This window comes from Mesorhizobium sp. M0815, assembly GCF_040319995.1.
GTDB lineage: Bacteria > Pseudomonadota > Alphaproteobacteria > Rhizobiales > Rhizobiaceae > Mesorhizobium.
On the sequence record NZ_JAMYOU010000007.1, the window covers coordinates 1 to 24,758 of the forward strand.

At 62.8% G+C, this 24,758-nt stretch carries 24 protein-coding genes; 5 read left to right on the forward strand and 19 right to left on the reverse strand.

What is annotated here, in order from left to right:
* Nucleotides 1–187: 187 nt before the first annotated feature.
* The 3 genes from NKI01_RS10400 (at nucleotide 188) to NKI01_RS10410 (ending at nucleotide 3,433) form a co-directional block, all read left to right on the forward strand.
* Nucleotides 188–1,732, forward strand: a complete 1,545-nt coding sequence (locus NKI01_RS10400) for a sugar ABC transporter ATP-binding protein (protein ID WP_352846938.1) — start codon at nucleotides 188–190, stop codon at nucleotides 1,730–1,732.
* A gap of 23 nt (nucleotides 1,733–1,755) precedes the next feature.
* Nucleotides 1,756–2,751 carry an ABC transporter permease gene (locus NKI01_RS10405; RefSeq protein WP_023718226.1) on the forward strand — a complete coding sequence of 332 codons (996 nt, stop codon included), beginning with the start codon at nucleotides 1,756–1,758 and terminating at the stop codon, nucleotides 2,749–2,751.
* 151 nt (nucleotides 2,752–2,902) lie between these two features.
* A complete protein-coding gene (locus NKI01_RS10410; RefSeq protein WP_352640268.1) occupies nucleotides 2,903–3,433 on the forward strand; it encodes a DUF2231 domain-containing protein in 531 nt (176 codons plus the stop codon).
* Between the two features lie 90 nt (nucleotides 3,434–3,523).
* On the opposite strand, the gene phnN is transcribed toward NKI01_RS10410, so the two are convergent.
* The 9 genes from phnN to NKI01_RS10455 form a co-directional block, all read right to left on the reverse strand.
* Complete coding sequence (gene phnN / locus NKI01_RS10415; protein WP_352963076.1) at nucleotides 3,524–4,153, reverse strand: phosphonate metabolism protein/1,5-bisphosphokinase (PRPP-forming) PhnN; 630 nt, start codon at nucleotides 4,151–4,153, stop codon at nucleotides 3,524–3,526.
* A complete protein-coding gene (locus NKI01_RS10420; protein WP_352495023.1) occupies nucleotides 4,150–5,289 on the reverse strand; it encodes an alpha-D-ribose 1-methylphosphonate 5-triphosphate diphosphatase in 1,140 nt (379 codons plus the stop codon). The genes phnN and NKI01_RS10420 overlap by 4 nt, the downstream gene beginning before the upstream one ends.
* A gap of 80 nt (nucleotides 5,290–5,369) precedes the next feature.
* On the reverse strand, nucleotides 5,370–6,074 hold the full coding sequence (locus tag NKI01_RS10425) for a DUF1045 domain-containing protein (protein WP_352963079.1): 705 nt from the start codon (nucleotides 6,072–6,074) through the stop codon (nucleotides 5,370–5,372).
* A gap of 151 nt (nucleotides 6,075–6,225) precedes the next feature.
* A complete protein-coding gene (gene iolB, locus NKI01_RS10430) occupies nucleotides 6,226–7,035 on the reverse strand; it encodes a 5-deoxy-glucuronate isomerase (RefSeq protein ID WP_352495021.1) in 810 nt (269 codons plus the stop codon).
* Nucleotides 7,036–7,037: 2 nt separating this feature from the next.
* On the reverse strand, nucleotides 7,038–7,256 hold the full coding sequence (locus NKI01_RS10435) for a DUF3329 domain-containing protein (protein ID WP_023718232.1): 219 nt from the start codon (nucleotides 7,254–7,256) through the stop codon (nucleotides 7,038–7,040).
* Nucleotides 7,257–7,298: 42 nt separating this feature from the next.
* Nucleotides 7,299–8,216 (reverse strand): myo-inosose-2 dehydratase, encoded by a 918-nt coding sequence (gene iolE, locus NKI01_RS10440; RefSeq protein ID WP_023718233.1) that lies wholly within the window; start codon nucleotides 8,214–8,216, stop codon nucleotides 7,299–7,301.
* 46 nt (nucleotides 8,217–8,262) lie between these two features.
* Nucleotides 8,263–10,107 (reverse strand): 3D-(3,5/4)-trihydroxycyclohexane-1,2-dione acylhydrolase (decyclizing), encoded by a 1,845-nt coding sequence (gene iolD, locus NKI01_RS10445; RefSeq protein ID WP_352963082.1) that lies wholly within the window; start codon nucleotides 10,105–10,107, stop codon nucleotides 8,263–8,265.
* A 35-nt stretch (nucleotides 10,108–10,142) separates the two neighbouring features.
* Nucleotides 10,143–12,077, reverse strand: coding sequence for a bifunctional 5-dehydro-2-deoxygluconokinase/5-dehydro-2-deoxyphosphogluconate aldolase (locus tag NKI01_RS10450; protein ID WP_023718235.1), 1,935 nt, complete (start codon nucleotides 12,075–12,077; stop codon nucleotides 10,143–10,145).
* Between the two features lie 201 nt (nucleotides 12,078–12,278).
* Nucleotides 12,279–13,007, reverse strand: coding sequence for an SDR family NAD(P)-dependent oxidoreductase (locus tag NKI01_RS10455; protein ID WP_023718236.1), 729 nt, complete (start codon nucleotides 13,005–13,007; stop codon nucleotides 12,279–12,281).
* 137 nt (nucleotides 13,008–13,144) lie between these two features.
* On the opposite strand from NKI01_RS10455, the gene NKI01_RS10460 reads away from it, so the two are divergent.
* Entirely contained in the window at nucleotides 13,145–14,038 is an 894-nt protein-coding gene (locus NKI01_RS10460) for an AraC family transcriptional regulator (RefSeq protein ID WP_023718237.1), read from the forward strand.
* Here NKI01_RS10460 and NKI01_RS10465 read toward each other — a convergent pair.
* On the reverse strand, nucleotides 14,035–14,880 hold the full coding sequence (locus NKI01_RS10465) for a MurR/RpiR family transcriptional regulator (RefSeq protein WP_352484502.1): 846 nt from the start codon (nucleotides 14,878–14,880) through the stop codon (nucleotides 14,035–14,037). The two genes, NKI01_RS10460 and NKI01_RS10465, sit on opposite strands and share 4 nt — an antisense overlap.
* A 153-nt stretch (nucleotides 14,881–15,033) precedes the next feature.
* On the opposite strand from NKI01_RS10465, the gene NKI01_RS10470 reads away from it, so the two are divergent.
* Nucleotides 15,034–16,143, forward strand: coding sequence for a Gfo/Idh/MocA family protein (locus NKI01_RS10470; RefSeq protein WP_023718239.1), 1,110 nt, complete (start codon nucleotides 15,034–15,036; stop codon nucleotides 16,141–16,143).
* 212 nt (nucleotides 16,144–16,355) lie between these two features.
* Here NKI01_RS10470 and NKI01_RS10475 read toward each other — a convergent pair whose 3' ends face one another.
* The 9 genes from NKI01_RS10475 to NKI01_RS10515 all read right to left on the reverse strand — a co-directional run bounded on the left by NKI01_RS10475 (nucleotide 16,356) and on the right by NKI01_RS10515 (nucleotide 24,702).
* Nucleotides 16,356–17,447, reverse strand: coding sequence for a 3-deoxy-7-phosphoheptulonate synthase (locus NKI01_RS10475; RefSeq protein ID WP_352963085.1), 1,092 nt, complete (start codon nucleotides 17,445–17,447; stop codon nucleotides 16,356–16,358).
* Between the two features lie 247 nt (nucleotides 17,448–17,694).
* Nucleotides 17,695–18,117: a type II toxin-antitoxin system VapC family toxin gene (locus NKI01_RS10480; RefSeq protein ID WP_023718241.1), complete on the reverse strand. Its 423-nt coding sequence runs from the start codon at nucleotides 18,115–18,117 to the stop codon at nucleotides 17,695–17,697.
* Complete coding sequence (locus tag NKI01_RS10485) at nucleotides 18,114–18,380, reverse strand: type II toxin-antitoxin system Phd/YefM family antitoxin (protein ID WP_023718242.1); 267 nt, start codon at nucleotides 18,378–18,380, stop codon at nucleotides 18,114–18,116. The genes NKI01_RS10480 and NKI01_RS10485 overlap by 4 nt, the downstream gene beginning before the upstream one ends.
* A gap of 195 nt (nucleotides 18,381–18,575) precedes the next feature.
* Entirely contained in the window at nucleotides 18,576–19,370 is a 795-nt protein-coding gene (locus NKI01_RS10490; protein ID WP_023718243.1) for an SDR family oxidoreductase, read from the reverse strand.
* Between the two features lie 23 nt (nucleotides 19,371–19,393).
* Complete coding sequence (gene iolG / locus NKI01_RS10495) at nucleotides 19,394–20,392, reverse strand: inositol 2-dehydrogenase (RefSeq protein WP_023718244.1); 999 nt, start codon at nucleotides 20,390–20,392, stop codon at nucleotides 19,394–19,396.
* Between the two features lie 66 nt (nucleotides 20,393–20,458).
* Nucleotides 20,459–21,226 (reverse strand): ATP-binding cassette domain-containing protein, encoded by a 768-nt coding sequence (locus tag NKI01_RS10500; protein ID WP_023718245.1) that lies wholly within the window; start codon nucleotides 21,224–21,226, stop codon nucleotides 20,459–20,461.
* A 2-nt stretch (nucleotides 21,227–21,228) separates the two neighbouring features.
* Nucleotides 21,229–22,305 carry an ABC transporter permease gene (locus tag NKI01_RS10505; RefSeq protein WP_352495260.1) on the reverse strand — a complete coding sequence of 359 codons (1,077 nt, stop codon included), beginning with the start codon at nucleotides 22,303–22,305 and terminating at the stop codon, nucleotides 21,229–21,231.
* A gap of 114 nt (nucleotides 22,306–22,419) precedes the next feature.
* Entirely contained in the window at nucleotides 22,420–23,361 is a 942-nt protein-coding gene (locus tag NKI01_RS10510) for a sugar ABC transporter substrate-binding protein (protein ID WP_023718247.1), read from the reverse strand.
* A 309-nt stretch (nucleotides 23,362–23,670) separates the two neighbouring features.
* Nucleotides 23,671–24,702 carry a LacI family DNA-binding transcriptional regulator gene (locus NKI01_RS10515; RefSeq protein ID WP_023718248.1) on the reverse strand — a complete coding sequence of 344 codons (1,032 nt, stop codon included), beginning with the start codon at nucleotides 24,700–24,702 and terminating at the stop codon, nucleotides 23,671–23,673.
* Nucleotides 24,703–24,758 lie beyond the last annotated feature (56 nt).

Genomic DNA, 24,758 nt, shown 5'->3' on the forward strand with positions numbered 1-24,758 from the left:
CCCCCACCACTATCACCGCCACGCACGATGTCCACGCCACCCCCCCCCCCCCCACGGCGATGTCTGCAAACTCACCAACCTCGGTTGCGCCGCCCCACGGTGCGCCTTGCGCCGGCGTTCTATTGACGGGCCTCGCGAGGCCCGTCAGTCTGAGTCCAAAACGGCTCACCGGCTGCTGTCAGGCGTGATGAATTATTCCGACCCATCCATCGTTGCATCCACGGACGCTCCGTTCCTGAGCCTCAACGGTGTGCGCAAGACCTATCCCGGCGTTGTCGCGCTGGACGGGTTCTCGATCGAGGTCAGGCCCGGCGAGGTCATCGGCCTGGTCGGCGAAAACGGCGCCGGCAAATCGACGCTGATGAAGATCCTCGGCGGCGTCACCAGGCCGGACACCGGCACCATCATTGTCGATGGCGCCGCCCATGACGGGCTGACTGTCGAGGCCAGCATCGGTTCGGGCATCGCCTTCGTCCACCAGGAACTCAACCTGTTCGAAAACCTCGACGTTGCCGCCAATATCTTCTTCGGCCGCGAACCGCTGCGCGCCGGCCCGCTCAAGCTGGTCGACCGCGCCAGGCTGCGAGCGCTGGCGGCGCCGCTGCTCAAACGCGTGGGCGCCAATTTCTCGGCCGATACGCCGGTATCGGCGCTGTCGCTGGCCCAGCAGCAAATGGTCGAGATCGCCAAGGCGCTGTCGATCAAGGCAAGGCTGGTTATCCTCGACGAGCCGACCTCGAGCCTGCCGATCGCCGAAACCGACAAGCTGCTTGGTGTCATCAAGGCGCTGAAGGCAGACGGCATCAGCGTCATTTTCATCTCACACCGCCTGCACGAGGTCGAGCGCGTCGCCGACCGCGTCGTCGTGCTCAGGGACGGCATGCTCGCCGGAACTTTGCCGAAGAGCGCCATCAATCACGACCAGATGGTCAAGCTGATGATCGGCCGCATGCTCAAGGAGAGGGAGAAGGCCGCAGAATCGGCGCGCCCGCCGGGCTCTGTCGCGCTGTCGGTCAAGGCCATTCGCACCGCCGCCTATCCCGACCGGCCCGTCGACCTCGACGTCAGGCATGGCGAGATCCTCGGCCTTGCCGGTCTCGTCGGCTCCGGTCGGACGGAGCTGGCGCGCGTGCTGTTCGGCATCGACAAGAGCTTTGGCGGCTCGTTCCAACTTGACGGAAAAGATCGGGTTCTTGGTTCGGCCGCGGACGCAGTGGCCAACGGTATTTTCCTCGTCCCGGAAGACCGCAAGCTGACCGGCATCCTGCTCGATCTGTCGATTGCCCAGAACATCTCGCTGCCCAATCTGCCGGCGCATTCGCGGCGCTCGCTGGTCTCGGCCAGCGCCGAGGCCGCCACCGCCGAGAAACAGAAGACCGATCTGGGCATCAGGGCGCCCTCCGTGCAGACGCGTACCGGCACGCTGTCGGGCGGCAACCAGCAAAAGGTCGTGCTGGCCAAATGGCTGGCGATGAAGCCGAAGGTGATGATCCTCGACGAGCCGACACGCGGCATCGACATTGGCGCCAAGGCCGAGATCTACGGGCTGATGCGGGCGCTGGCCGATGCCGGCGTCGCCGTGCTGATGATCTCCAGCGACATGGAGGAGGTGATCGGTGTTTCCGACCGCATCGCCGTCATGCATGAAGGCCAGATCTCCGGCATTCTCGACAAGGAACGGTTCAGCCAGGAAAACGTGCTGCTGCTGGCGGTCGGCAAGCAGCCGAAATAGTTCGCCGGCATTGGGAGACGACGATGAGCAAGAAAGATCTCGGCCTGCTGATCCTGATCCTGGCGGTCGGCGCGGTGGTAGCGATCATCAACCCGCGCTTCCTGCTGCCGATCAATCTCGCCAACACCTCGAACCTGATCGGGTTGTTCGGCATCCTGTCGATCGGCCAGGCTTTCGTCATCATCACCGGCGGCATCGAATTGTCGGTCGGCTCGGTGGTTGCGCTGCTCGGCGTGCTGTTCATCGACTTCATCGCCACGCGCGGCATGGCCTGGCCGGTCGCCCTGCCGCTGATCCTGGTGCTCGGCGGCATCATCGGGCTGGCGCATGGCTGGCTGATCACCCGGCTCAAATTGCAGCCTTTCGTGGTGACCTTGTGCGGCCTGCTGATCTATCGCGGCGTGGCGCGCTTCTATACCGCCGACGGCACCGCCGGCTTTGCCTTCGGACAGAACTTCCCGGAACTCGAGTTCCTGACGGCGGGGCGGTCCTGGGGCGTGCCGAACAGTTTCATCGCGCTGATCGTCATCGCCGTCGTCATGTGGGTGGTGCTGCACCGTTCGGTGTTCGGGCGATATCTCTACGCCATCGGCAAGAACGAGGAAGCGGCGAAATATTCCGGCATCCGCACCGGCCGCATCGTCATGGCCGCCTATGTCATCTGCGGCGTGCTGACGGCGCTGTCGGCTATCTATTTCGCCATGTACACACGCTCGATCTCGCCGGCGAGCCACGGCCAGTTCTACGAGCTCTACGCCATCGCGGCAGCGGTGCTCGGCGGCTTCTCGCTGCGCGGCGGCGAAGGCTCGCTGATCGGCGTCCTGCTCGGCACGGTGCTGCTGCAGGAGTTGCAGAACCTCGTCAACCTGCTCGGTATCCCGTCCTCGCTCAACTTCGCCGTGATGGGCGGGGTGATCCTCATCGGCGTTCTGGTCGACCAGCAATGGGGCGTGTTCAGGGCGCGGCGGCGGATGCTGGAAGCCACCCGCAAGGGCGTGGCGGGTGCTGCCGCGGAATGACGCAAAAATAGCTGGATGAAATACGCCGACTGCCATTGGCAGGCATGAAAAGGTCAGCCTGAGCTTCGCGACAGCAATTCAGGTTAATCTCTATTTGGAACGAAACCCGTATCTGAGCGTTTATTTAAGCTTTGCTACGCGGAGGCGTCCCATGCCCATGAATCCAGTAAGTACCGCAAAGGTAGGAACTCACCCCCTCCACCCGATGCTGATACCTTTTCCTGTCGCGTTTCTTGTCGGTGCCTTTGTCACCGACCTGGTTTTCTGGGGGACTGCCGACGCCTTCTGGGCACGGGCATCGATGTGGCTGATCGGGGCAGCTATCGTAATGGCGCTTCTCGCTGCCACAGCCGGTTTCATCGACTTTCTCAACGAGCCGCGCATTCGCGCCTTGTCCGACGCCTGGTACCACATGCTGGGCAACTTGACCGCGGTCGTTGTGGCACTGATCAATTTCTACCTTCGCTATGCCCAAGGCGCCGAGGCCGCGGTCCGACCGTGGGGCGCGCTGTTGTCGTTCATAGTGGTCTGCATACTGCTGTTCACCGGCTGGAAGGGCTGGGAGATGGTCTATCGGCATCACGTTGCAGTTCTGGATACACCGGCGGATGCACCAGCGAAGCCTTCGACAACCACTAGCACGGATACTCATCACGCTGGTCGGGACCGGCACGCCGCATGAGGCCATGATCCCGAACAGTGGATACCGGTTTCCAAAAAGATATGGGTTAGACAAGTAGCGCCCATCCCGAATGCATCGGATGGGCGCTCCTTAGATGAGGCCCGACATGTCGGAGAAGGCCATGGCCTTGCGCAGCACCTCGGTGAAGCGCTCGCCGGCGGCTTCACGAGGGCCGCTATTGTCGATGGAGGTGACGCCCGGTCCGGACAGCGCCACATTGGCGCTGCGCGCCAGCCGTGCCAGCACTTCGCCGCGCGACTCGCGCCCGCGCAAGGCCAGCCGCTCGGCCAGGATCTCCGGTGCAGCCGTGATCTCGACGATAGCCAGATTGGCGTAGCAGTCCCGCAGCGTCGGGATGATCGCGCGCGAGACGTTGGCGATCGCGACACGGCCGTTGGAGACTGACCAGTCGACTTCGGCCGGGATGCCATAGCGCAGGCCATGCGCCTCCCAGGAAATCGCGAAGGCGCCATCCGCTTCGGCCTCGACGAAGGCAGCGTCGGCTAGCGTATCGTGATCCTCGGTGGCCGCATCGCTCGGCCGGGTGATCACCCGGCGAACGAACTCCAGTCGGCTCTCGTCGGCAAACATGGCGCGCGCATAGCCGATCACCGTGTCCTTGCCGGCACCGCTCGGTCCGACGACGGCGACGAAGACACCGTCGCGGATTGGAAATCCCGCGGCGGACAATTCACGCTCGACCGATGCCGACACCATCATGCGACCCGCCGTCCCTGCCGCCACACCGTGCGGACAACCGGGACGTGATCGTCGACGCGCACGCGAACCAGATCGGCGCGCCGGCCGGGCTCGATGACACCGCGATCGGTGAGGCCGACCGCCTCGGCCGGGTTCTTCGACACCATCGCCACTGCCTGAGGCAACGAGATGCCCTCGACCACGTCGCCGAGGAAAAAGGCCGACTGGATCAGGCTGAACGGAATGTAGTCCGATGACAGGATATCGAGCAGGCCGTCGCCGGCCAGTGTGCGGGCCGAGACATTGCCCGAATGCGAAGCGCCGCGCATGACGTTCGGCGCGCCCATCAAAACGCCGAGCCCTGCCTCTTTCGAAGCCCGAGCCGCCTCCTCGGTGGTCGGGAACTCGGCGACACGGACGCCTTGCTCGATCGCTTCATCGACATGGCTGACGGTTGCGTCGTCATGGCTGGCGAGCACGATACCGCGCTCTTTGCAGGCAGCGGCGATGAAGCTGCGGTTCGGGCTCGAGTTCTTCGCCGATTCCGCCATCCGCTTTTCGCAGAATTTCTGGAAATCGCGGTCGGTCAGCTTCAGCTTGCGCTGGTAGTAATACGCATAGGTTTCGAGATCGACGAATTGCCGCTGTCCCGGCGCGTGGTCCATCAGCGACGCCAGCCTGACCCGCTCGTCGCCGTCGAAATTGGCGAAGGCTGTGAGGCAGTCCGGCGCCGAAACCTCGCAGCGCAGATGGATGAAATGGTCGGCCCTGAGCCGGTCCTGCTGGACGCTGTCCTCAATCGCCTCGGCCAGCTTGCGTATGTCGGCCGCTGTCAGGTCGGCGTCCTCGTCCATGCCGACGCGCAAGGCGTCGAGCACGGTGGTGATGCCGGCGGTTGCCACCTGCGCGTCATGGGCGAGCACCGCGGCGATCGGGTTCCAGCGCACTTTCGGCCGTGGCGCGTAATGGCCTTCGAGATGGTCGGTGTGGAGCTCGACCAGCCCAGGGATGATGAAGTCGCCGCCCATGTCCTTGCCGCTGCGGCCAGCGCCGGGAGCAATGTCGGCGATCACGCCGTCGCGCAGCACGATCGACCCTTCGACGATCTGGTCGGCAAGCACGATGCGGGCGTTGTCAAGAACGGTCTCGGCGGTCATTTCAGGCAGTCCTCGGAGCATTTTGCAGCCAACTGAAAATGGATTGGCGTCGCACAATGCGGTTAAAGCAAATAGTCATCTCAGGCAGTTCTTCTGGCCGGGCGCCCGAGCGCGTGATGGGACAGCACCATGAACGGCGCACCCGGCTCAGTTTCGACAAACAGCGTCAGCGCGTCCACCGGCACCGGCCGTTGCAGCACGTCCGCAAACAGGCTGTCGATTGCTCGGCGAAGACGAGGGCTTTCCTGTGACGACACCCGGCCGGACAGGGTCATATGGAAACGAAACGTCTCGAAGACATAGGGGTAGCCCCATTGGCAGAGATTGCGGAACTCATCGGGCTTCAGCGAGTCGGGGCTGCGGCGTTCAATCTGCGCGTCTGTCAGCGGCGCGCGAAAGCGGTCGAAGCCGCGCACCACATCATCGGCGAAACGGTTGAGCCCCGGCAGCGGTGCTTCCGGCACGAGCGCGAAAAAGCTGTCGATTTGGCTGACGACGAGACGCGGGCCCGTCACCACCGGCGTCGCCTCGGCAAAATCGTCGAGTGCGGCGCGAAGCGAGGCCTCCGTCTCGTTTGAAGCCAGCCGGAAGGGCGCCTTCAGCGTCGCATGAAAGCCGTAGCGGCGCGCCGAGGCGGTATGGAAGGCAACTTCCGCTGCCGACAACTCGCCCACCGCCTCGACCGGCCTCGTGGCGGCACCGAAGGGATCACGGCCGAGCCAATTGGCGGCGATCCGCGCCAGCGGTTCGTCCTGCAGGGGGGTGAAATAGATCGCGTAGCGCATCGAAGTTCCTCGTCAGCCCCGCTGCCATAGGCGATTTGCATGACGAAATGACGAAGCTTTGCAGCGTTTTCGGTAACAAACGACACAGCCTGGTCATTAGCCGACGATTTTTTCGGCTTGGACCAGCGGTTGAGAAGCGAAGGGGAAACGGTCAGGCCATCAGCCATTCGTGCTCGGGCGCGTTGTGGAATTTCCACGTCCGCTTCGGTCCGGCCATGACGTTGAGATAATAGAGATCATAGCCGTGGCAGGCGGCGCAGGGGTGATAACCCTTGGGTACCAGCACGACGTCGCCGTCCTCGATCGCCATCGCCTCGTCGAGCGAACGAGAGCCGTTCTGGTCGGCATCGGTGTAGACGCGCTGGAAAGCAAAGCCCTGCGGCGGATTGAGGCGGTGGTAATAGGTCTCTTCGAGATAGGATTCGGCCGGCAGATTGTCCTGGTCGTGCTTGTGCGGCGGATAGCTCGATGTGTGGCCGCCGGGCGTGATGACCTCGACCACCAGCAGGGAATCGGCCGGCTCGCCCTCCGGCAGGACGTTGGTGACGTAGCGCGTGTTGGTGCCTTTGCCGCGGGTCTCCTGGCCGAGATCCTTCGGCGCAATGATGCGGACCGGCAGACCGCCGCCAAGCGCCGGCGCCGAGCACACGGCGAGTTCGAGATCGGTATCGGCGCTCACCGACCACTCCGAGCCCTGCGGCACATAGACCGACCACGGCTTGCCCTCGAACGGCGACATGCGTTCGCCCAGGAGCCCGAGATCCTTGCCGCCGGCCTTGACCTTGCCCTTGCCGGTGACGAATACCAGACAGACCTCACGATCCGCGGTTTGCCCGGAAGCGGTGTCGCCGGGCCTCAGCCGATGCAGATCGAAGCCGACATAGGTCCAGCCGGCGTTTTGCGGCGTCACATGGGCTATGCGGCCGTGGCCCTTATTGGCTTTGACGAGCAGCTTCGACATGGTCATTCCTTCGGTTTGGCGTTTGCCGATGGCTTGTCTTCGTCGGCCGGTTTGTAGAGGTAGAAAAACTGCCAGACCGCATAGCCGGCGAAGCCGAGCGCGATCACGCCCCAGAACGGCGTGCCGGTAGCGAATTCGATCACCGACCAGACCAGGCAGACCGCGACAATGGCGACGCGCCGCCACAAAGGCCGGAAAAACGGGTGCTCGGAGTCTTTCATCGGATAAACGCCGGCATCGGGTCAGCCCTTCCTCGCGAACTCTCAAGCATTGGGAAAGCCCAGTGTCTCAACCGTATAGCCGGCCGCCGTCATCACCCGCATCAATTCCTTGTAGCCGACCTGTGCCATCTTGAGTGGCGGGTTCTTCTTCGGATCCTGCTCGGCCTCGACCACGAACCAGCCTTCATAGCCGTGGTTGGCGAGCCTCTGGACGATGGCGCCAAAATCCAGCGATCCATCTCCCGGCACGGTGAAGGCACCAAGTGCTACCGCGTCGAGGAAGGATTGCTTGTTGCGATCCAGCTTTTGGATCACCTGCATGCGTACGTCCTTGACATGCACGTGGTTGATGCGCCGGTGGTGGTTGTCTATCGCGCGCAGCACATCGCCGCCGGCAAAGGCCAGGTGACCGGCATCGAGCAGCAGCGGAATGCCCTCTCCCGAATAGCGCATGAAAGCGTCGAGCTCCGGCTCGGTCTCGATCACCGCCGCCATATGATGATGGTAGGAGAGCGGCATGCCTTGCCCGGCACACCATTCGCCGAACTCGGTTAGCCGCCTAGCGTAGGCTTTCATCTCATCGTCCGACAGCCTCGGCTTGATGGCAAGCGGTTTCGAGCGGTCGCCCTGGATGGAACGGCCGACTTCACCATAGACGATGCAGGGCGCATTCACCGCCTTGAACAGGTCGATCATCGGCTGGATACGAACCTTGTTCTTCGCCATGTCTTCGTCGACCAGCGTCCCGGAGAACCAGCCGCCGCACAGCGTCACGTCGGCCTCTTTCAGGATCGGCAGCATGATCTCCGGATCGTTGGGAAAGCGGCGGCCCATTTCCATGCCGGTAAAGCCAGCCGAGCGCGACTGGCGCAGGCACTCCTCCAGCGACACATCATCGCTGAGTTCGGCAAGATCGTCGTTCCACCATGCAATCGGGGACATGCCCAGTTTGGCTTTCAAGTCGTCACTCCAATTTCTGACATTCGAGGCGGCGTTGGCGGGCGCGTTAAAACCGCCGCCCGCTCAGCGCTTCCTCATATTTCTTGCGCGCCGCGTTCACTTGCGGCCGTGCCGAGACTTCCGGCACTGCGACATCCCACCAGCTTCCACCGGCCTCGGTCGAAGCCAGCGGGTCGGTGTCGATGACCAGCACGGTCGTTCGCGTATTCTTCTTCGCTTGCGCCAGGGCCGTTTCCAGCCCGGCGATCGACGCCACTTTTTCGGCAATCGCACCCATGCTTGCAGCATGCGCGGCGAAGTCGATCTCGGGCAAGGTCTCGTGACGAGCGTCCTTCAGCAAATTGTTGAAGTTGGCGCCGCCGGTCGCCATCTGCAGCCGGTTGATGCAGCCATAGCCGCGGTTGTCGAGCAGCACGATGGTCAGCTTGAGGCCGAGCATCACCGACGTAGCGACCTCGGAATTGAGCATCAGGTAGGAGCCGTCGCCGATCATCACCACAACCTCCTCGTCGGGCTTGGCCATCTTGCCCCCAACCCCGCCGGCGATTTCGTAGCCCATGGTCGAGAAGCCGTATTCGGCATGATAGGAGCCGGGCGCGCCCGCCTGCCATAGCTTGTGCAATTCGCCGGGCAAGCCGCCGGCGGCATGGAGCAGTACCACGCCGGAGCCCATGGCGCGCTGTACGGCGCCGATCACCTGCGCGTCGGACGGATAGGCGGCATTGGTCGACGCCGTCACCTTGCCGGCATCCGCCTGCCAGTCCTTCTTGCCGCTGATCGCATTGTCGGTCCAGCCAGAAGGAGCTTTCCAGCCTTTCAGCGCCGCACCGAGTTCGGCGAGCCCTTCAGCCGCATCGGCGACCAGCGGCAGCGCCTGGTGCTTTCCGGCATCGAAAGGCTGGACGTTGAGCCCGATCATGGTCTTGCCGGAATTCTTGAACAACGCCCAGGAGCCAGTGGTGAAATCCTGCAGCCTGGTGCCGACGGCAAGCACGACGTCGGCCTCTTCGGCCAGCCTGTTGGCAGCCGAAGTGCCGGTAACGCCGACCGCCGCCATGTTCAGCGGATGATCGTCGGGCAGCGAGGATTTGCCGCCTTGCGTCTCGCACACCGGAATGCCAGCGTCTTGCGCCAGCTTCGCCAATTCATCCGACGCTTGCGAATAGAGCACGCCACCGCCGGCAATCACCAATGGCTTCTTCGCGCTCTTCAGCGCCGCCACTGCAGCTGCTAACTCTTGGCGGTCCGGGCGCGCTCGCCGCTGGGTCCAGAGCCGCTCGGCAAAGAAACTCTCGGGATAATCATAGGCCTCGGCCTGCACGTCCTGGCACAGCGCCAGCGTTACCGGGCCACACTCAGCCGGATCGGTCAGCACCTGCATGGCGCGGTTGAGCGCCGGCATGATCTGCTCCGGCCGGGTGATGCGGTCGAAATAGCGCGACACCGGCCTGAGGCAGTCATTGACCGTCGCCGTACCGTCGGAAAAATCCTCGGCTTGCTGCAGGACGGGATCGGGAATGCGATTGGCGAAGACGTCGCCGGGCAGAAACAGGACAGGCAACCTGTTTACATGCGCAAGTGCTGCCGCCGTCACCATATTCAGCGCGCCAGGGCCGATCGAACTGGTCGCCGCCATGAAGCGGCGGCGGAAATTGGACTTGGCATAGGCGATCGCCGCATGCGCCATCGCTTGCTCGTTATGGGCACGGAACGTCGGCAATTCGTCGCGGACCTGGTAGAGCGCCTCGCCGACGCCGGCGACATTGCCGTGGCCGAAGATTGCCCAGACGCCGCCGAAGATCGGCACTTTCTTGCCGTCGATCTCGGCCATCTGTTGGGCAAGAAAGCGGGTCAGCGCCTGCGCCATCGTCAGGCGGATTGTCTTGGTCATGTCGTTTTCCTCCGCAGTCCTTATGCCGCGCCTTCTTATGCTGCTTTGCGGCCGCGCACGGCAAGCCATGCCTCGGTCAGCCTCTCGAAGCGCGACGCCATGTCGGCAACCGCCTCATCGTCCGACATCTTGCCGGCAAGCCATTGTTCGGCCGCGTTGATGAAGATGGTACGGCCGACAGCGAAACCCTTGACGATGGGCGCCTTGGCGGTGGCGGCGAAGGCCGCTTCCAATTCGTCCTGCGGTGCTTCCAAACCCAGCAGTACAATCCCGCGGCACCACGGATCGTTCTTCAGGATCACCGCCTCGATCTTTGCCCATGCGCCGGTCGATGCCTGCGGTTCGAGCTTCCACCAGTCGGGCTTGATGCCGAGTGCGTAGAGTTCCTCAAGCGCCCGCGGGATGGTCATGTCGTCGAGCTTGCCGTGCTTGCCGGCTATGATCTCGACCAGAAGTTCTCTCCCCACTTTCCGCGCGGCCTCGAACAAAGCGCGCAGTTTCTGCTGCTGTTCGCTCTTCAGCGCCGCGGGATCGTCGGGATGATAGAAGCACAGGCATTTGATGCAGTGGTCGACCGGCCATTCGGTCAGTTGCGAGCCTATGTCTTGCGAGAACTCGAAGCGAAGCGGCCGCGAACCCGGCAACTCGACCGGCCGGCCGAGCCAGGCGAAGGAATGGTGGGCGAATTCGAACATCGCCTCGCGCCCGTATTTTTCGTCGAGCAGCATGCCATAGCCGCCGCGGCCAGCCGCGACCTTTGCCGCAGCCTTGACCGTCAGCACCTTGAAAGCCGGGATTCGCGACGGATCGGCGCCGGCCTTTGCCGCGACGTCCTCCAGCTGGACGCGGTGGTCGCAGGCGAACGCCATCAGAGAGGGGATGTCGCGCCGGCGCGTGGTCGCCCAATGGATGTGGTTGATCGCCTCGTCCTTGCGCAGCGCCAGATGCTTGCTGCCGTTTTTCAGGAAGAACTGCAATTCCTCGAAAGTCGGGTATTCAGGTGCGCAGAGCAGCCGCGATACGGCAAAGGCGCCGCAGGCATTGGCCCAGGTCGCGGCCGTCGCCAGGCTTTCCTCGCCGAGCCAGCCGCGCAGGAAGCCCGACATGAAAGCGTCGCCGGCGCCGAGCACATTGTAGACCTCGATCGGAAACCCCTTGCCGACGATACCGTCCTCGAGATCGTCGCTGATCGGCCCGTCATAGACGATGCAGCCCATGGCACCGCGCTTCAGCACTATGGTCGCCGTCGACAGCGAGCGGATGGTTTTCAGCGCGCTCAGGCAATCGTCTGCGCCGGAGGCGATCATGATCTCCTCTTCGGTGCCGACGATGAGATCGCAGTCGGGCAGCACCGTCTTCAACTGCGCCGAGACGCGGTCGGATTTCACATAGCGCTCGAAGCCTTCGGCATGGCCGGCGAGGCCCCACAGGTTAGGGCGGTAGTCGATGTCGAACACCACCTTGCCGCCCTTGGCCTTCATGACACGGATCGCCTTGCGTTGCGCGGCGTCGCTGTTGGGCCGTGAAAAATGCGTGCCGGTGACGACGACCGCGCGTGCTGAAGCAATGAAGGCCTCATCGATATCGTCTTCCGAAAGCGCCATGTCGGCGCAATCGCTGCGATAGAAGATCATCGGCGAGACGCCCTCATCCTCGACCGACAGCAGCACCAGGGCGGTCAGCCGCTCCGGATCGGTCTTGAGGCCTTGGACCGAAACGCCCTCGCGGGTCAGCTGCTCGCGGATGAAGCGGCCCATCTGCTCATTGCCGACGCGGGTGAGCAACGCCGAGCGCAGGCCGAGCCTGGCAGTGCCGACCGCGATATTGGCTGGACAGCCGCCGACCGACTTGGCAAAGGAGGTGATATCTTCCAGGCGCGAGCCGATCTGCTGGCCGTAGAGATCGACGGACGCACGGCCGATCGTGATGATGTCGAGCGGCGCATGTCTCGCTTCCACGGCTTCGCCCATTCGAACCTCCCATCGGCTTTGTTGTCTTGGGTAACACGCGCGAGCGGCAGCGTGGCGCCGGTAATATGAAATAATAATTCCAATCCATAGTCAATATGGAACGAGCATTCCCAAGGCCGAAAAGTGCTCTGCAAAGGCCGGCGCGGTGAGAAACTTTGAAGTCAGACGAACGTCAAGCGTCTGCCGCTGAAACCAGCTGATTTACCAAGGAAGCGGGCCGTCATCGTTGAAGTACCCGGCGGTCGGGCCATTGGCGTCCAGGGTCGCCAGGTGAATGACGATCTCGGCTGCCTGCTGCACCGTGCGCTGACCTTTATACCCATTGAGATCGGTGGCGGTATAGCCGGGCGCCGCGGCGTTGACCTTGATGCCCTGGAGCGCGAGCTCCCTGGCGAAGCCCACGGTGATGGCGTTCAAGGCTGTCTTGGAGCTGCCGTAGCCCATCATATTGACGGCGTGATTCGCGGTGGCGGGATCGAGCGCCCGGCCGATGGACCCGGTGGAGCTGCTCACCATCACGATACGGGCAGCAGGTGCTGCCAGCAGCAGCGGCAGGAATGCCTGTGTCACGCGGATCGGGCCGAAGACATTGACGTCGTAGGTGGCCTGGATGTCGGCGATCCGCTGCTGGCTCGGCGGCAGGTCGTAATTGATGGCGACGCCGGCGTTGTTCACCAGCACGTCGAGGCAGGGGCTGGCCTGCCCGAGCGCCTTGGCTGCCGCCTTCACACTGTCATCCCTCGTGACGTCCAGCTCAAGCCACTCTGCGTCGAGGCCTTCCGCGCACAATGCCTGCGCCGCCGCCATGCCGCGTTCGGCGCTCCTGGCGCCGAGCCAGACCTTGAAGCCCATGGTCGCCAGTCGCCGGGCGATTTCGCGGCCTATACCCTTGTTGGCGCCGGTCACCAGCGCGGTCTTCGAAGTCGTCATTTCGGTCTCTCCATTTTTCTTGTGGAAGACCCACAAATGGCGCGAGGCAGCGGGCGCCGCGCGCCGGAAATTCTCAGGCTCTTGCCTAATCCTCTCACGCTGTTGCGCGGCCAGCGTGAATGCGCGATGCTGGCGCAATGAACGAGGCGCTGCAGGAGTTGATCGAGATCGCCGGCCGCCATGCGCGCGGGCGACGAACAAGAACGGCGGTTCCCCGCGTTTCGATCGGCTGCAGCGAAGTCGCCACGGCACCATTGCCGGGTGTGTGGGGGTCGGGGATCTTATTCGTATTGCAGGGCGCAAAGACGGTCCTGATCGGCTCCCGGGCTCTTCGTTACAAGCCGGCCAGCTATTTCATCTACACTGTCGAGACGCCCACTATCAGCCAGATAGTCGAAGCGAGCGCGGCGCGTCCTTATCTGGCCATTGGCTTGACCCTTGACCTGCAAGCCGTCGCCGCGCTCCTCGTCGAGCACGCGCCAGCCCTCGGTGGCGACAGTTTCTTCTCCACCACTCCCGTTGATGACGATCTGCTCGACGCGTTGCGTCGAATGATGCGGTTGCTTGACCGGCCAGCGGAGATTCCCGTGCTCGCGACCATGCTCGAGCGGGAGATGCTGTTTCGGCTCCTGCAAGGCCCCCAGGGCGGAAAGCTTCGTGAACTTGCGCGCGCCGATGGCCATCTGTCCCGGATCGGCAGGGCGATCGCCTGGATCCGTTCGCACCCCCATCAGCCGGTCCGGGTCGGCGATCTGGCCGAGATCGCCCATATGAGCAGTGCTGCGTTTTATCGTCACTTCAAGGCGGCGACGGCCATGAGCCCAATCCAGTATCAAAAGCAAATCCGCTTGCTGGAAGCCCGCCATCTGCTGATTGCTCAGCCGGGCAACGTGGCGCGTGTCGCCTTCGCTGTCGGCTATGAGAGTGCTTCCCAGTTCAGCCGGGAGTATGCCCGCCAGTTCGGGTCGCCGCCTGCCCGCGACGCAGCGCGGCTTTTGGCAGAAGGCGAAACGGCAATAGAGGTGATCTAGGCCTTGCGCTTGCGGCCGCTATCGCGCCGCTTCTCGCCGACGGCAACGGTCAGCGCCATGGCCAAAGCCATCGTCGCCGACAGCGAGCGGAAGCCGGCGAAATCGGCCTCGGCGACCTCGAACCAGACCCTGGCGAATTGGGCGAGCGGCGAAAAAGAGCTGTCGGTGATCGCCACGATCGGCACGCCTTGCTCCGAAATGACGCGCGCCTCCTCGATGGTGGCAGGGGCATAGGGCGAAAAGCTGATGGCGATGACGGCATCCCTTGGAGAGGCAAAGCCGATCATCTCCGCGTTCAGGCCGGCGGCCGATTCGATCAGCTGGTTGCGGATCTTGAGCTTGCCCAACGCATAGGCGATATAGGAGGCGACCGGGTAGGAGCGCCGCTTGGCCAGCACATAAATGGTTTCCGCCTTGGCCAGAACGGCGATTGCGTCTTCGAAATGGTCTTCATTCAGCGTGCGCGAAATGTCGTTGAGCGAGGTGCTGGCTGCGGCGACGAAACCGTCGAAAATCGCCCGGTGCCCGGCGCCTTCCTCGGCCTTGGCGCGCAATGCCGCCAGCCTTTCATCGTAGGACGAGTTGCGCTCGCGCAGGCGCTCGCGAAACACCAGCTGCAGGCTGGTGAAACCGTCAAAGCCAAGCTGCTGGGCAAAGCGGATCAGGGTCGAAGGCTGAACACCGGCGGAGGCGGCGATGCTGGCAGCGGTGCCGAAGGCGATATCGTCGGGGTTGTCGAGCGCATAGGCGGCGATCTGGGCGATACGTTTCGGCAGGCTCTGACGCCGCTCCAGGATCGTCGCCCGCAGCGTTTCGAAATCGCGCGGCACCCGTTCGTCCATCGTCGCTCCGCCCAGGCTCATCGTCGGTTCCCTCTGTGCCCCATCATAGCGGACCTGTGCAAGAACACCATAAAAAATGAGACAAGCGTTCCATTTGCAAACAAAATGGACTAATTCATCCACACAAAATTTTGCACACAGGGAGGCAAGCGGATGGTCGGGGTAGGTCTTATCGGCACGGGCTTCATGGGCAAGTGCCACGCCATTGCCTGGAACGCGGTCGGCACCGTCTTCCCCGATGTCGACAAGCCAAGGCTGGTCCATCTGGGCGAGGTCAACGAGGACCTTGCCAAACGCCGTGCCAGCGAATTCGGCTTCGCCAAGGCCTCCGGCGACTGGCGCGCAGTCGTCGACGATCCCGACGTCGATGTCATCTCGTTGACTACGCCGAACCAGTTCCACCCGGAAATGGCCATCGCCATCCTCGAAGCCGGCAAGCATCTGTGGTGTGAAAAACCGATGGCGCCAAGTTTTGCGGAGGCGCAAGCGATGGCTGCGGCCGCGCGGAAATCCGGCAAGGTTGCCGCGCTGGGCTATAACTATATTCAGAACCCGGCGATCCGCCATATCGGCGCGCTGCTCGACGAGAAGATCATCGGCGAGGTCAACCATCTGCGTATCGAGATGGACGAGGACTTCATGGCCGATCCGGAGGCGCTGTTCTTCTGGAAGCACGAGGCGGCGTCCGGTTACGGCGCGCTCGACGATTTCGCCGTGCATCCGCTGTCGCTCATAGCGGTACTGTTCGGCCGCGTCGCCCGAGTCATGTGCGACATGGCCAGGCCCTATGCCGAACGCCGCGTCGCCTCGGGCGGGCGCCGCGCCGTCGAGACCTATGACATCGCCAGCATCCTGATGCATCTCGAAAACGGCATTGCCGGCACGTTGCTGGTCAACCGTTCGGCCTGGGGCCGCAAGGGCCGGATCGCCATCCAGATTTTTGGTTCGAAGGGCTCGATCCTGTACGACCAGGAGCGGATGAACGAGTTCCAGCTCTATCTGACAGCCGACCGACCGACGGAGCAAGGCTATCGGACAGTCCTGGTTGCCCCGCACCACAGGCCTTACGACGCCTTCCTGCCGGCGCCCGGCCACGGCCTTGGCTTTAATGACCTCAAGATCATCGAATGCCGGGAACTGTTGACGCGGCTTGCCGGCAAGCCGGCGCGGATCATCGACTTCGACGAAGGCCTGGAGATCGAGCGCACGGTGCACGCGATGGCGCGCTCGTTCGCGGAACAGCGCTGGATCGCTGTGCGGTAGTAAGCCCGGCGCTGGCTTCCCCTTCTCCCCTTGAGGGTGAAGGTGGCCGAGCGAAGCTCGGTCGGATGAGGGGTGTTGGACGGATCGCTACAGCGAAGAAATAAGCGCTTAAAATCCCTCAATATTTTACGCCGAGTTTCTTCCAGCACCCTCATCCGGCTCGGCGCTGCGTGCCGATCCACCTTCTCCCACAAGGGGAGAAGGAGAAGTGCTCAGGCGGCGCCTGAACGGCTTGATATCATGCTTCGGCGCACCGACCGGCGCCGCTCGACGGCGTCGGCAAGGCCGTGAAGCACCGTCTCGGTGGCTGCCCAGTCGATGCAGCCATCGGTGATGCTCTGGCCATAGACGAGCGGCTTGCCCGGCACGACGTCCTGCCGGCCGGCGACGAGGTTGCTCTCGATCATGACGCCGATGATGCGCTCGTCGCCTGCCGCGACCTGGCCAGCCACGTCAGCCGCCACCCCTGGCTGGTTTTCCGGCTTCTTGCTGCTGTTGGCGTGGCTGACATCGATCATCAGCCGCGGCGCCACGCCGATCCGGCCGAGTTCCGCGCAGGCAGCCGCGACGCTTGTTGCGTCATAATTGGGCTGAATGCCGCCGCGCAGGATGACGTGGCAGTCCTCGTTGCCGGTAGTCGTCGCGATGGCGCTGCGTCCGCCCTTCGTCACCGCCATGAAATGATGCGGTTGGGCGGCCGATTTCACCGCCTCGGCGGCGATCCGCAGATTGCCGTCAGTGCCGTTCTTGAAGCCGACCGGGCAGGACAGGCCCGATGCCAGTTCGCGATGGATCTGGCTCTCGGTCGTGCGCGCGCCGATCGCGCCCCAGGCGACGAGGTCGGCGATATATTGCGGGGTGGCCATGTCGAGGAATTCGGTCGCCGCCGGCAGGCCGAGATTGTTGACGGCGGCGAGCACGTTGCGGGCCATCCGCAGCCCCTTGTCGATGTTGAAGCTGCCGTCCAGGTCGGGATCGTTGATCAGGCCCTTCCAGCCGACCGTCGTGCGCGGCTTCTCGAAATACACCCGCATCACGATCTCCAGCCGGTCCGACAGGCTCTCTCGCAGCGATGCCAAGCGGCTGGCATAGTCTACGGCAGCGGCCGGGTCGTGGATCGAACAGGGGCCGACGACGACCACCAGCCGGTCGTCGGTGCCGGTCAGCACGGCATGGACAGCATTGCGTGACGCGGCAACGGTCCGCGTCGCCGTCAGTGTGCGCGGTATCTCCCGCATCACCTCGTCCGGCGTACTCAATTCCCTTATTTCCTTGACCCGAAGATCGTCTGTGGTGGTCAACACGGCTTTCTGCTCCTGATTGGGAGACCTGCCGGCTGAAACAAAAAAGCCGCCAGGTCTGGCGGCTGTTCGGATCTTGCTGCTGCAATCTTCAGATCGAGCGCAATCCTCCCGCCGCCAGCGAGCTGCTAAAGTACCAATAGGTGGCGGTCAGGTTGATCATGAGGCTCATATAGTCGAAGCCGAGGCGATTGTCACGTGTCTGATGATGCTACTGACGTAGTGGCCCAGCATGCAGCGCCGAGCGGGTTCATGCAGTCCAGGGATCGACGAGTTCAATTCCGAAGTCTTCGAAATCCTTCGTGTTACGCGTTGCCAAGGTGAGTTCCTGCGCAATCGCCGTGGCTGCAATCAGGCCGTCCATCGACGACAGACCGCGACCGCGGCGCTTCGCAAGGCCCATCAGGTCGCCCCACGCCAAGGCAACCGGTTCGTCCACCGGAAGAACTCTCTGCTCGAAGCGCTGCGGCAGGTCCCGTGCGAGCCATTCGGCCAGTGCCTCGCGTTTCCGGCCCTCGTCCATGAGGGCGACGCCGCGCTGGATCTCCGCGATCGACACGACGCTAATGAATGAGCGGTCCTCATCAAGCCCGCCCAGCCAGTCCAGAACGCGCACATCCGGCGCCGGCCTTGTCACCTCGGACAGGACATTCGTATCGAGCAGAAGCCTCACAGCGGCAGATCACGCGGTTCGTCGCGCTGGCGCTCAAGGTTGAGATCGGCGCCGCGCAGCGGCGACTCCAGCAGGAACTCCGCAAGCGTACCCTTGCGCGCGGTCTTCCGCTGCCATTCCTCGGCCGAGACGACAACCACGCTTGGCTTACCGTTTCTGGTGATCGTCTGCGGCGAAGATTGCGCGCGCTCGATAACCTCCGAGAGCCGGGCCTTTGCCCCAGCGACCGTCCAGTTAGTATCCTCTCTGGGCGCAGACGGCATTTCGACCTCCCATGACCATTCTGACTATCTTGACTATATGGGAATGGCGATACGGCGGCAACAGGGAAGGAGAGGGTTTCAGAGCCCGTGTGCCTGAGTGAGGTCGATCGGAACCGATTATGCCGGCTTTGATATTTTGGGGCATCTCGGCCACTCATGGCAAACTGCTTCTGACGCAAGGCTACACGGCTGATCCTATTCCGGTGACGCCCCCGCGATGCTCTGGTCGTAGTCGACCAGCGACCCGGTCATGACGCCGGACTGCGGGCTGATCATATAGCTGATCAATCGGGCAAGTTGCGCCGGCTTCACCAATTGGCCCATCGGCTGCGCGGCCTCGGCTTTTTCAAGCCAGTCGTCCGGCGCGTCATGCCATTTCTTCTGCACGATTGCCTCGCCCTCGGTGTCCATCCAGCCGGGCAGCACCGCGTTGCAGCGGATGCGATTGCCGCGATGGGCATTGGCGACATTCTTGGTCAGCGTCGCCAGCGCTCCCTTGCTCGATGAATAGGGCGCCAGGAACGACTGGCCGCAATGCGCCGACATCGACAGTACGTTGACGATCGAGCCCGGTGCCTGGCGCGCCAGCAGATGCGCCACCACGCCCTGCATCAGAAAAAACGGGCCGCGCACATTGGTCTGGAATATCTGGTCGAATAGATCCTCTGAGGTCTCGACCAGTGAGCCGCGAGCCGAGGTGGCGGCGGCGTTGACCAGCGCGTTGACGGTGCCGCAATGGCCAATCGCCGTTTCGACCGCACGCTTGCAGTCGGCGACTTTGGCGACATCGGCGCTGATGAAGATGGCATCGACGCCTGCCCCCTTGAGGATGGCGACAGCCTTGTCGCCCTTCTCCTTCGAGCGGCCGATCAGCGCTAGCGCCCGGCAGCCCTCATCGGCCAGCGCTTCGGCGACGGCAAAGCCGATGCCTTGTGCGCCGCCGGTGACGATGGCGCGTGTTTCGGAATTGCGACCGGCTGAACCGTTCATCGCCTTGCTCCTGTGCTTGATAGTCAGATTGTTTTGTCGAGGCGGACGGTCTTGCCTTCCTTGGCCGATTTCAGCGCCGCATCTGCCAGCCTGAGCGCCACCAGCCCGTCCTTGCCGCTCGGCGCCGCCTTCTTGCCTGACGTCGCTGCCGCGATGAAGGCAGCGATCTCGTTGGCATAAGCGTCGAGATAACGAGTCATGAAGAAATCGTGCAGCGGCGGCCGCGTATAGCCTTTCTCATTGGCGAGTTCGATCGACACCGGCCGCTGGTTCTCGGCCGCAATCATGCCTTTCGAGCCATGCACCTCGATGCGTTGGTCGTAGCCATAGGTGGCTCGGCGCGAGTTGGAGATGACGCATTGCTTGCCGGAGGCAGTTTCGAGGATGACGCTGACGCTGTCGAAGTCGCCGGCCTCGCCGATCTTTTTGTCGACCAGCACCGAAGCGTGCGCGCTGACCGCCACCGGCTCCTCGCCGAGCAGGAAGCGCGCCATGTCGAAATCATGGATGGTCATGTCGCGGAAGATGCCGCCCGAGCGGCCGATATAGTCGAGCGGCGGTGGACCGGGATCGCGCGAGGTGATGGTCACCATTTCGACTGTGCCAATCGCACCGTCGTCGATCGCCTTGCGCACGGCGGCAAAATGCGGATCGAAGCGGCGGTTGAAGCCGACCATCAGGGTGGCGCCGGCCTTGTCGACGACGGCCAGGCATTGTTCCACCCTGCCGGCGTCGAGATCGATCGGCTTCTCGCAGAAGATCGCCTTGCCCGCCCTGGCGAAGCGTTCGATCAGATCGGCATGGGTGTCGGTCGGCGTGCAGATGACGACCGCATCGATATCGCTGGCAGTTTCGATGGCATCGATGCTGCGCACTTCGGCGCCATAGGCAGAGGCCAAATCGGTCGCCGCCTTCTCGAAGGCGTCGGCAACCGCAACCAGCCTGGCCTGCGGGTTGGAGCCCACCGCACGGGCGTGGACCTTGCCGATACGGCCGGCACCGAGAAGAGCAAAGCGAAGCATGAAGAATTTCCTTTGAGAATGGTTGGAAAGAGAAGGCGTGTCAGCCCCCGTAACACGACGTTGGCCTTACGCCGCAAGTTCCGCCTGCCCGGTCTTGGCGCCGGTGATGTAGGAGACGATATCGTTGCCATCGGTATCTTGCTTGCGCAAATTGGCGACGATGCGGCCGCGCCGGAAAACGACGATGCGGTCGACCAGATCGAACACCTGACGCATGTTGTGAGAGATCAGGATCAGCGGCTCGCCATTTTCCTTCAGCGTGCGGATGATGTTTTCGACCTGCATCGTCTCCTGCACGCCGAGCGCCGCCGTCGGCTCATCCATGATGATGAGCTTGGAAGCAAAGGTCGCGGTTCTGGCAATCGCCACGCACTGGCGCTGGCCGCCCGACATGTGGCGGATGGTGTTGGAAAGGTTGGGGATCTTGACCGCTGTGCGGACCAGGGCTGCTTCGGTCGCCTTGCGCATGAACTTGCGGTCGAGGATCGAGAAGGGCCCAAGATTGAACAGCACTCTTTCACGGCCGAGGAACAGGTTCGACGGCACGTCGAGGTCGTCGGCGAGCGCCAGGTTCTGGAACACCGTCTCGATGCCCGCCTCGCGGGCTTCGATCGGCCCGGCGAAATTCACTTCCTTGCCGTCGAACGACATCCTGCCGCTGGTTCGCTGCTCGACGCCGGTGATCTGGCGCACGAAGGTCGATTTGCCGGCACCGTTGTCGCCCATGATGGCGACATGCTCGCCCTTGCGCAGCTCGAAGTTGGCACCCTCCAGCGCATGGACGCCGCCATAATACTTGGTCAGGTTTTCGGTTTTCAGGACGATGTCCGACATGATCAAGCCCTCATTGCCCGCAGGCGTTGGCGCCACTGGTCGAGAACGACTGCGCCGACGATGATCACGCCCTTGACCATCTCCTGATAATAGGCGTCGAGGCGCAAAAAGGTGAAGCCGGAGATGATGACGCCGAAGATCAGCGAGCCGATCACCGTCCCGATAATCGAGCCGCGGCCGCCCGACAGCGACACGCCACCGATGACCGCCATGGCGATCGCATCGAGCTCGTACATCACACCCATGCCGGCCTGGGCAGTGAGATTCTTCGAGCTCAACACCACGGCGGCGAGCGCGGCAAGGATGCCGGCAATGACGTAGACGAGGATCTTGTGGTTGGCGATGTTGATGCCGGACATGCGCGCGGCATCCTCATTGGAGCCGATTGCATAACAGTGCTTGCCATATTTGGTGTAGCTCAGGATCAGCTGGAACAGCACCGCCAGCGAAATGAAAATGATGACCGGCATCAGCCCCTTGCCGATGGCGGCGAAACTCTCGGTCGGAAACGAGATCGGCTGCCCCTTCGACCACCATTTGGCGATGCCGCGCGCGGTGACCATCATGCCAAGCGTGGCGATGAACGGCGGGATGCGCGTGTAGGCGATCAAGGCACCGTTGACCAGGCCGGCCAGCAGGCCGCAGCCGATTGCGACGAGCACCGGCACGATCACCGGCAGGTCGGTCCAGCCCTGGGCAATGAACATCGCCTTGGGGTTCGGGTTGCCGTTGACCGTCGCCACTTGGGCGAAGCTCATGGCTATCATCGCCGTGGCGCCGACGATCGAACCCGAGGACAGGTCGATGCCGCCGGTAATGATCACCTGCGTCACGCCGATGGCAATGATACCGACGATCGACACCTGCAGGATGATGATCTGCAGGCGCGCTTCGTTGAAGATCGCATCGATATTGTCGCGGGTATTGAACAGGAAGCTGTCGCCCAGGAAAACCCGGCCGATCAGCTCGAAAGCGCCGACCAGGATGACGAGCGCCAGGAAGACGTTGAATTCGGCCGGCCATGCGCGCCGCTTCGCATCATAGCTGAGCCCGCCGACGCCGTGAGATGTCTGTGCCAATCGTGCTTCCTCCGTCAGCCACGGTCTCCACCCGGCGCTGTTCAGGCCGAGGGGGAAAAAGCGGAGCGGCGCTGTCTTACTTTGGCGCGCCGCTCCGTATCGGACAGGTCCGCCTCAGTTCTTCTTTAGGAACTTGTCGATATTTGCCGGCGTGACCAGCTGGAACGGGATGTAGACCTTGTGCTCGACCTTCTCGCCCTTCGCTAGCTTGAGCGCAGCATCAAGCGCGCCAGCGCCCTGGCCGGCTGCGTCCTGGAACACCGTCGCATCGAGGTCGCCCGCCTGCATCGCCGCTAGCGCGTCCTGGGTAGCGTCGACGCCGCCGACGACAACCGACTTCATGTCGATATTGGCGGCCTTCATCGCCTGGATAGCGCCGATGGCGCTCTCGTCATTGTTGGCGATGACGCCGTCGAACGGCTTGCCGGTCGACAGCCAGTTGGTCATCAGGTTCTGCGCTTCTTCGCGCTTCCAGTTCGACGTCTGCTTGTCGATGATCTTGATGAAGCTGCAATCCGGCGTGGCAATCACATCATCGATGTCCTTGGTGCGCTGCACCGCGGCCTGGTTCGACAGCTCGCCCATGATCACATAGACATTGGCCTCTTTCTTGCCGGCTTCCTTGAACAGGCGGCAGACCTCCTTGGTCTCGAGCGTGCCAGAATCGGCTTCGTTCGAGGCGACGAAAGCCTGGTTTTCCGGCAGCGTGTCGACGTTGACCGGCTCGCGATTGACATAGACCAGCGGAATTTTGGCAGCGGCGGCTGCGTCCGACATCGCTTGGGTGGCCGAGGTGTCGACCGGGTTGACGATGATTGCGTCGACGCCCGAGGCGGCGAAGTTCTTGATCTGGTCGAGCTGCTTGGCGACGTCGTTCTGCGCGTCTTCCACCTGCAGCTCGACGCCGTCCATGCCCTTGGCCTGCTCGATCATGCCGTTGCGCAGCACGGTGAGAAAATTGTCGTCGAACAACGCCATCGACACGCCGATCTTGGCAGCAAAGGCGGACGAACTCATTAGCGCCGCGAACGCGACGCCCAAAAGCAGTTTTTTCATTTTATTTCTCCTCCACATTGGTGTCCGGCTGCACCGATCTACCCGGAATCCCCGATCTCGCAGGGAATTCTCTCCCGATTGCCATTTTAGTTCCGGAAGGCATTTGCCTGAAACAGATCTTCCGGAACGAAAGAACCAAAATGCTCAGTTGGTGAAATATTTATTCCATTTCGCGTGGGCGTCAAGCGAGATTTCGCCATGAGGAATGGATTTTCGGCATTTCGAGCTCTTTTAGACGAACGCTCAGGCAAGCCAGGCCTGAAAGCGTTCTGATAGATTACATCATGTCTGCCGCCAATGACCGCGACGTCAGATGTTTTCCGGCAGATAAATGTCGAAGGGCAGAAAGGTCTGACCCGGCGCATTCGCGGCGCCGGTCTCGATGGCATGCGCCATCAGCCCGACAAGCTCGCGGCAAAGCGCTGCCAGAGGCGTCGAGATCACCATCGTCAGGAAATTATCCGCCAGCGCCGCGCGGGAGTCAGGCGTGATCTCGTTGCAGACGACCGCTGGCATCTCTGCCGGCTTTGCCTCCCTCAGCGCCGAGATCGCGCCTTCCATGCCGCCACCGGCGACATAGCAGCCGGCAAGATCGGGGTGGCGGGCCAGAAGCTCGATCATTGCATCATGCGTGATCTGGTTCGCTTCCAGATTGACCAACGTCTCAAGGAGAGTGAATTCCGGCGCTTGCTCGCGAAAAAAGGAGCGAAAACCGATCTCGCGAAGCTCGTGGCCGTGGAAGCGATGGCTGCCGACGAAGAGGGCGACCTTGCCAGGTCTCTTCGCGGCCTTCGAGATCATCCAGGCAGCGGTGCGGCCAACCTTGCGATTGTCGAGGCCGACATAGCCCTCGCGAATGCCGGACGCAAAGTCGGAAAGCAGGGAGAACACCGGTACGCCGTTGGCTTTGAGCGCCTCGACGGCCACCGTCAGCGTCGGGTGATCAGGCCCGACCAAGGCGACGGCCCTGGATTTGGCTGCCAGCTTGCGCATCCGCTCGACGATCTCATCCGGCGCCAGCGAATCGGCGAAGTCGATGGTCGCCACGCCTCGAAAGCGCGGCGACTGCGATACTGCCAGTTCAAGTTCGCGGGCAAATTCGCTGTAGAAGACGTCTTCCCGCCGCAACAGCAGAAATCCGAGGCGATACTCCGGCAATTCATGGCGCATCCGCTGCTTGATCAATCCGGCCGCGTGATAGCCGATGCTGGTCGCGGCGTCATAGACGCGGCGCGCGGTTTCCTCGCGCACCGGCAAGCGGTTGTTCAGCACCCGGTCGACGGTGGCAACGCTGACCCCCGAAATGCGTGCCAGGTCGGTGATCGTCGGCCGTTTCGCCATCGCTGCCTCGCTCCAACTATCCGACTCTTTTAAACCATTCTGATGGAAAATGATAG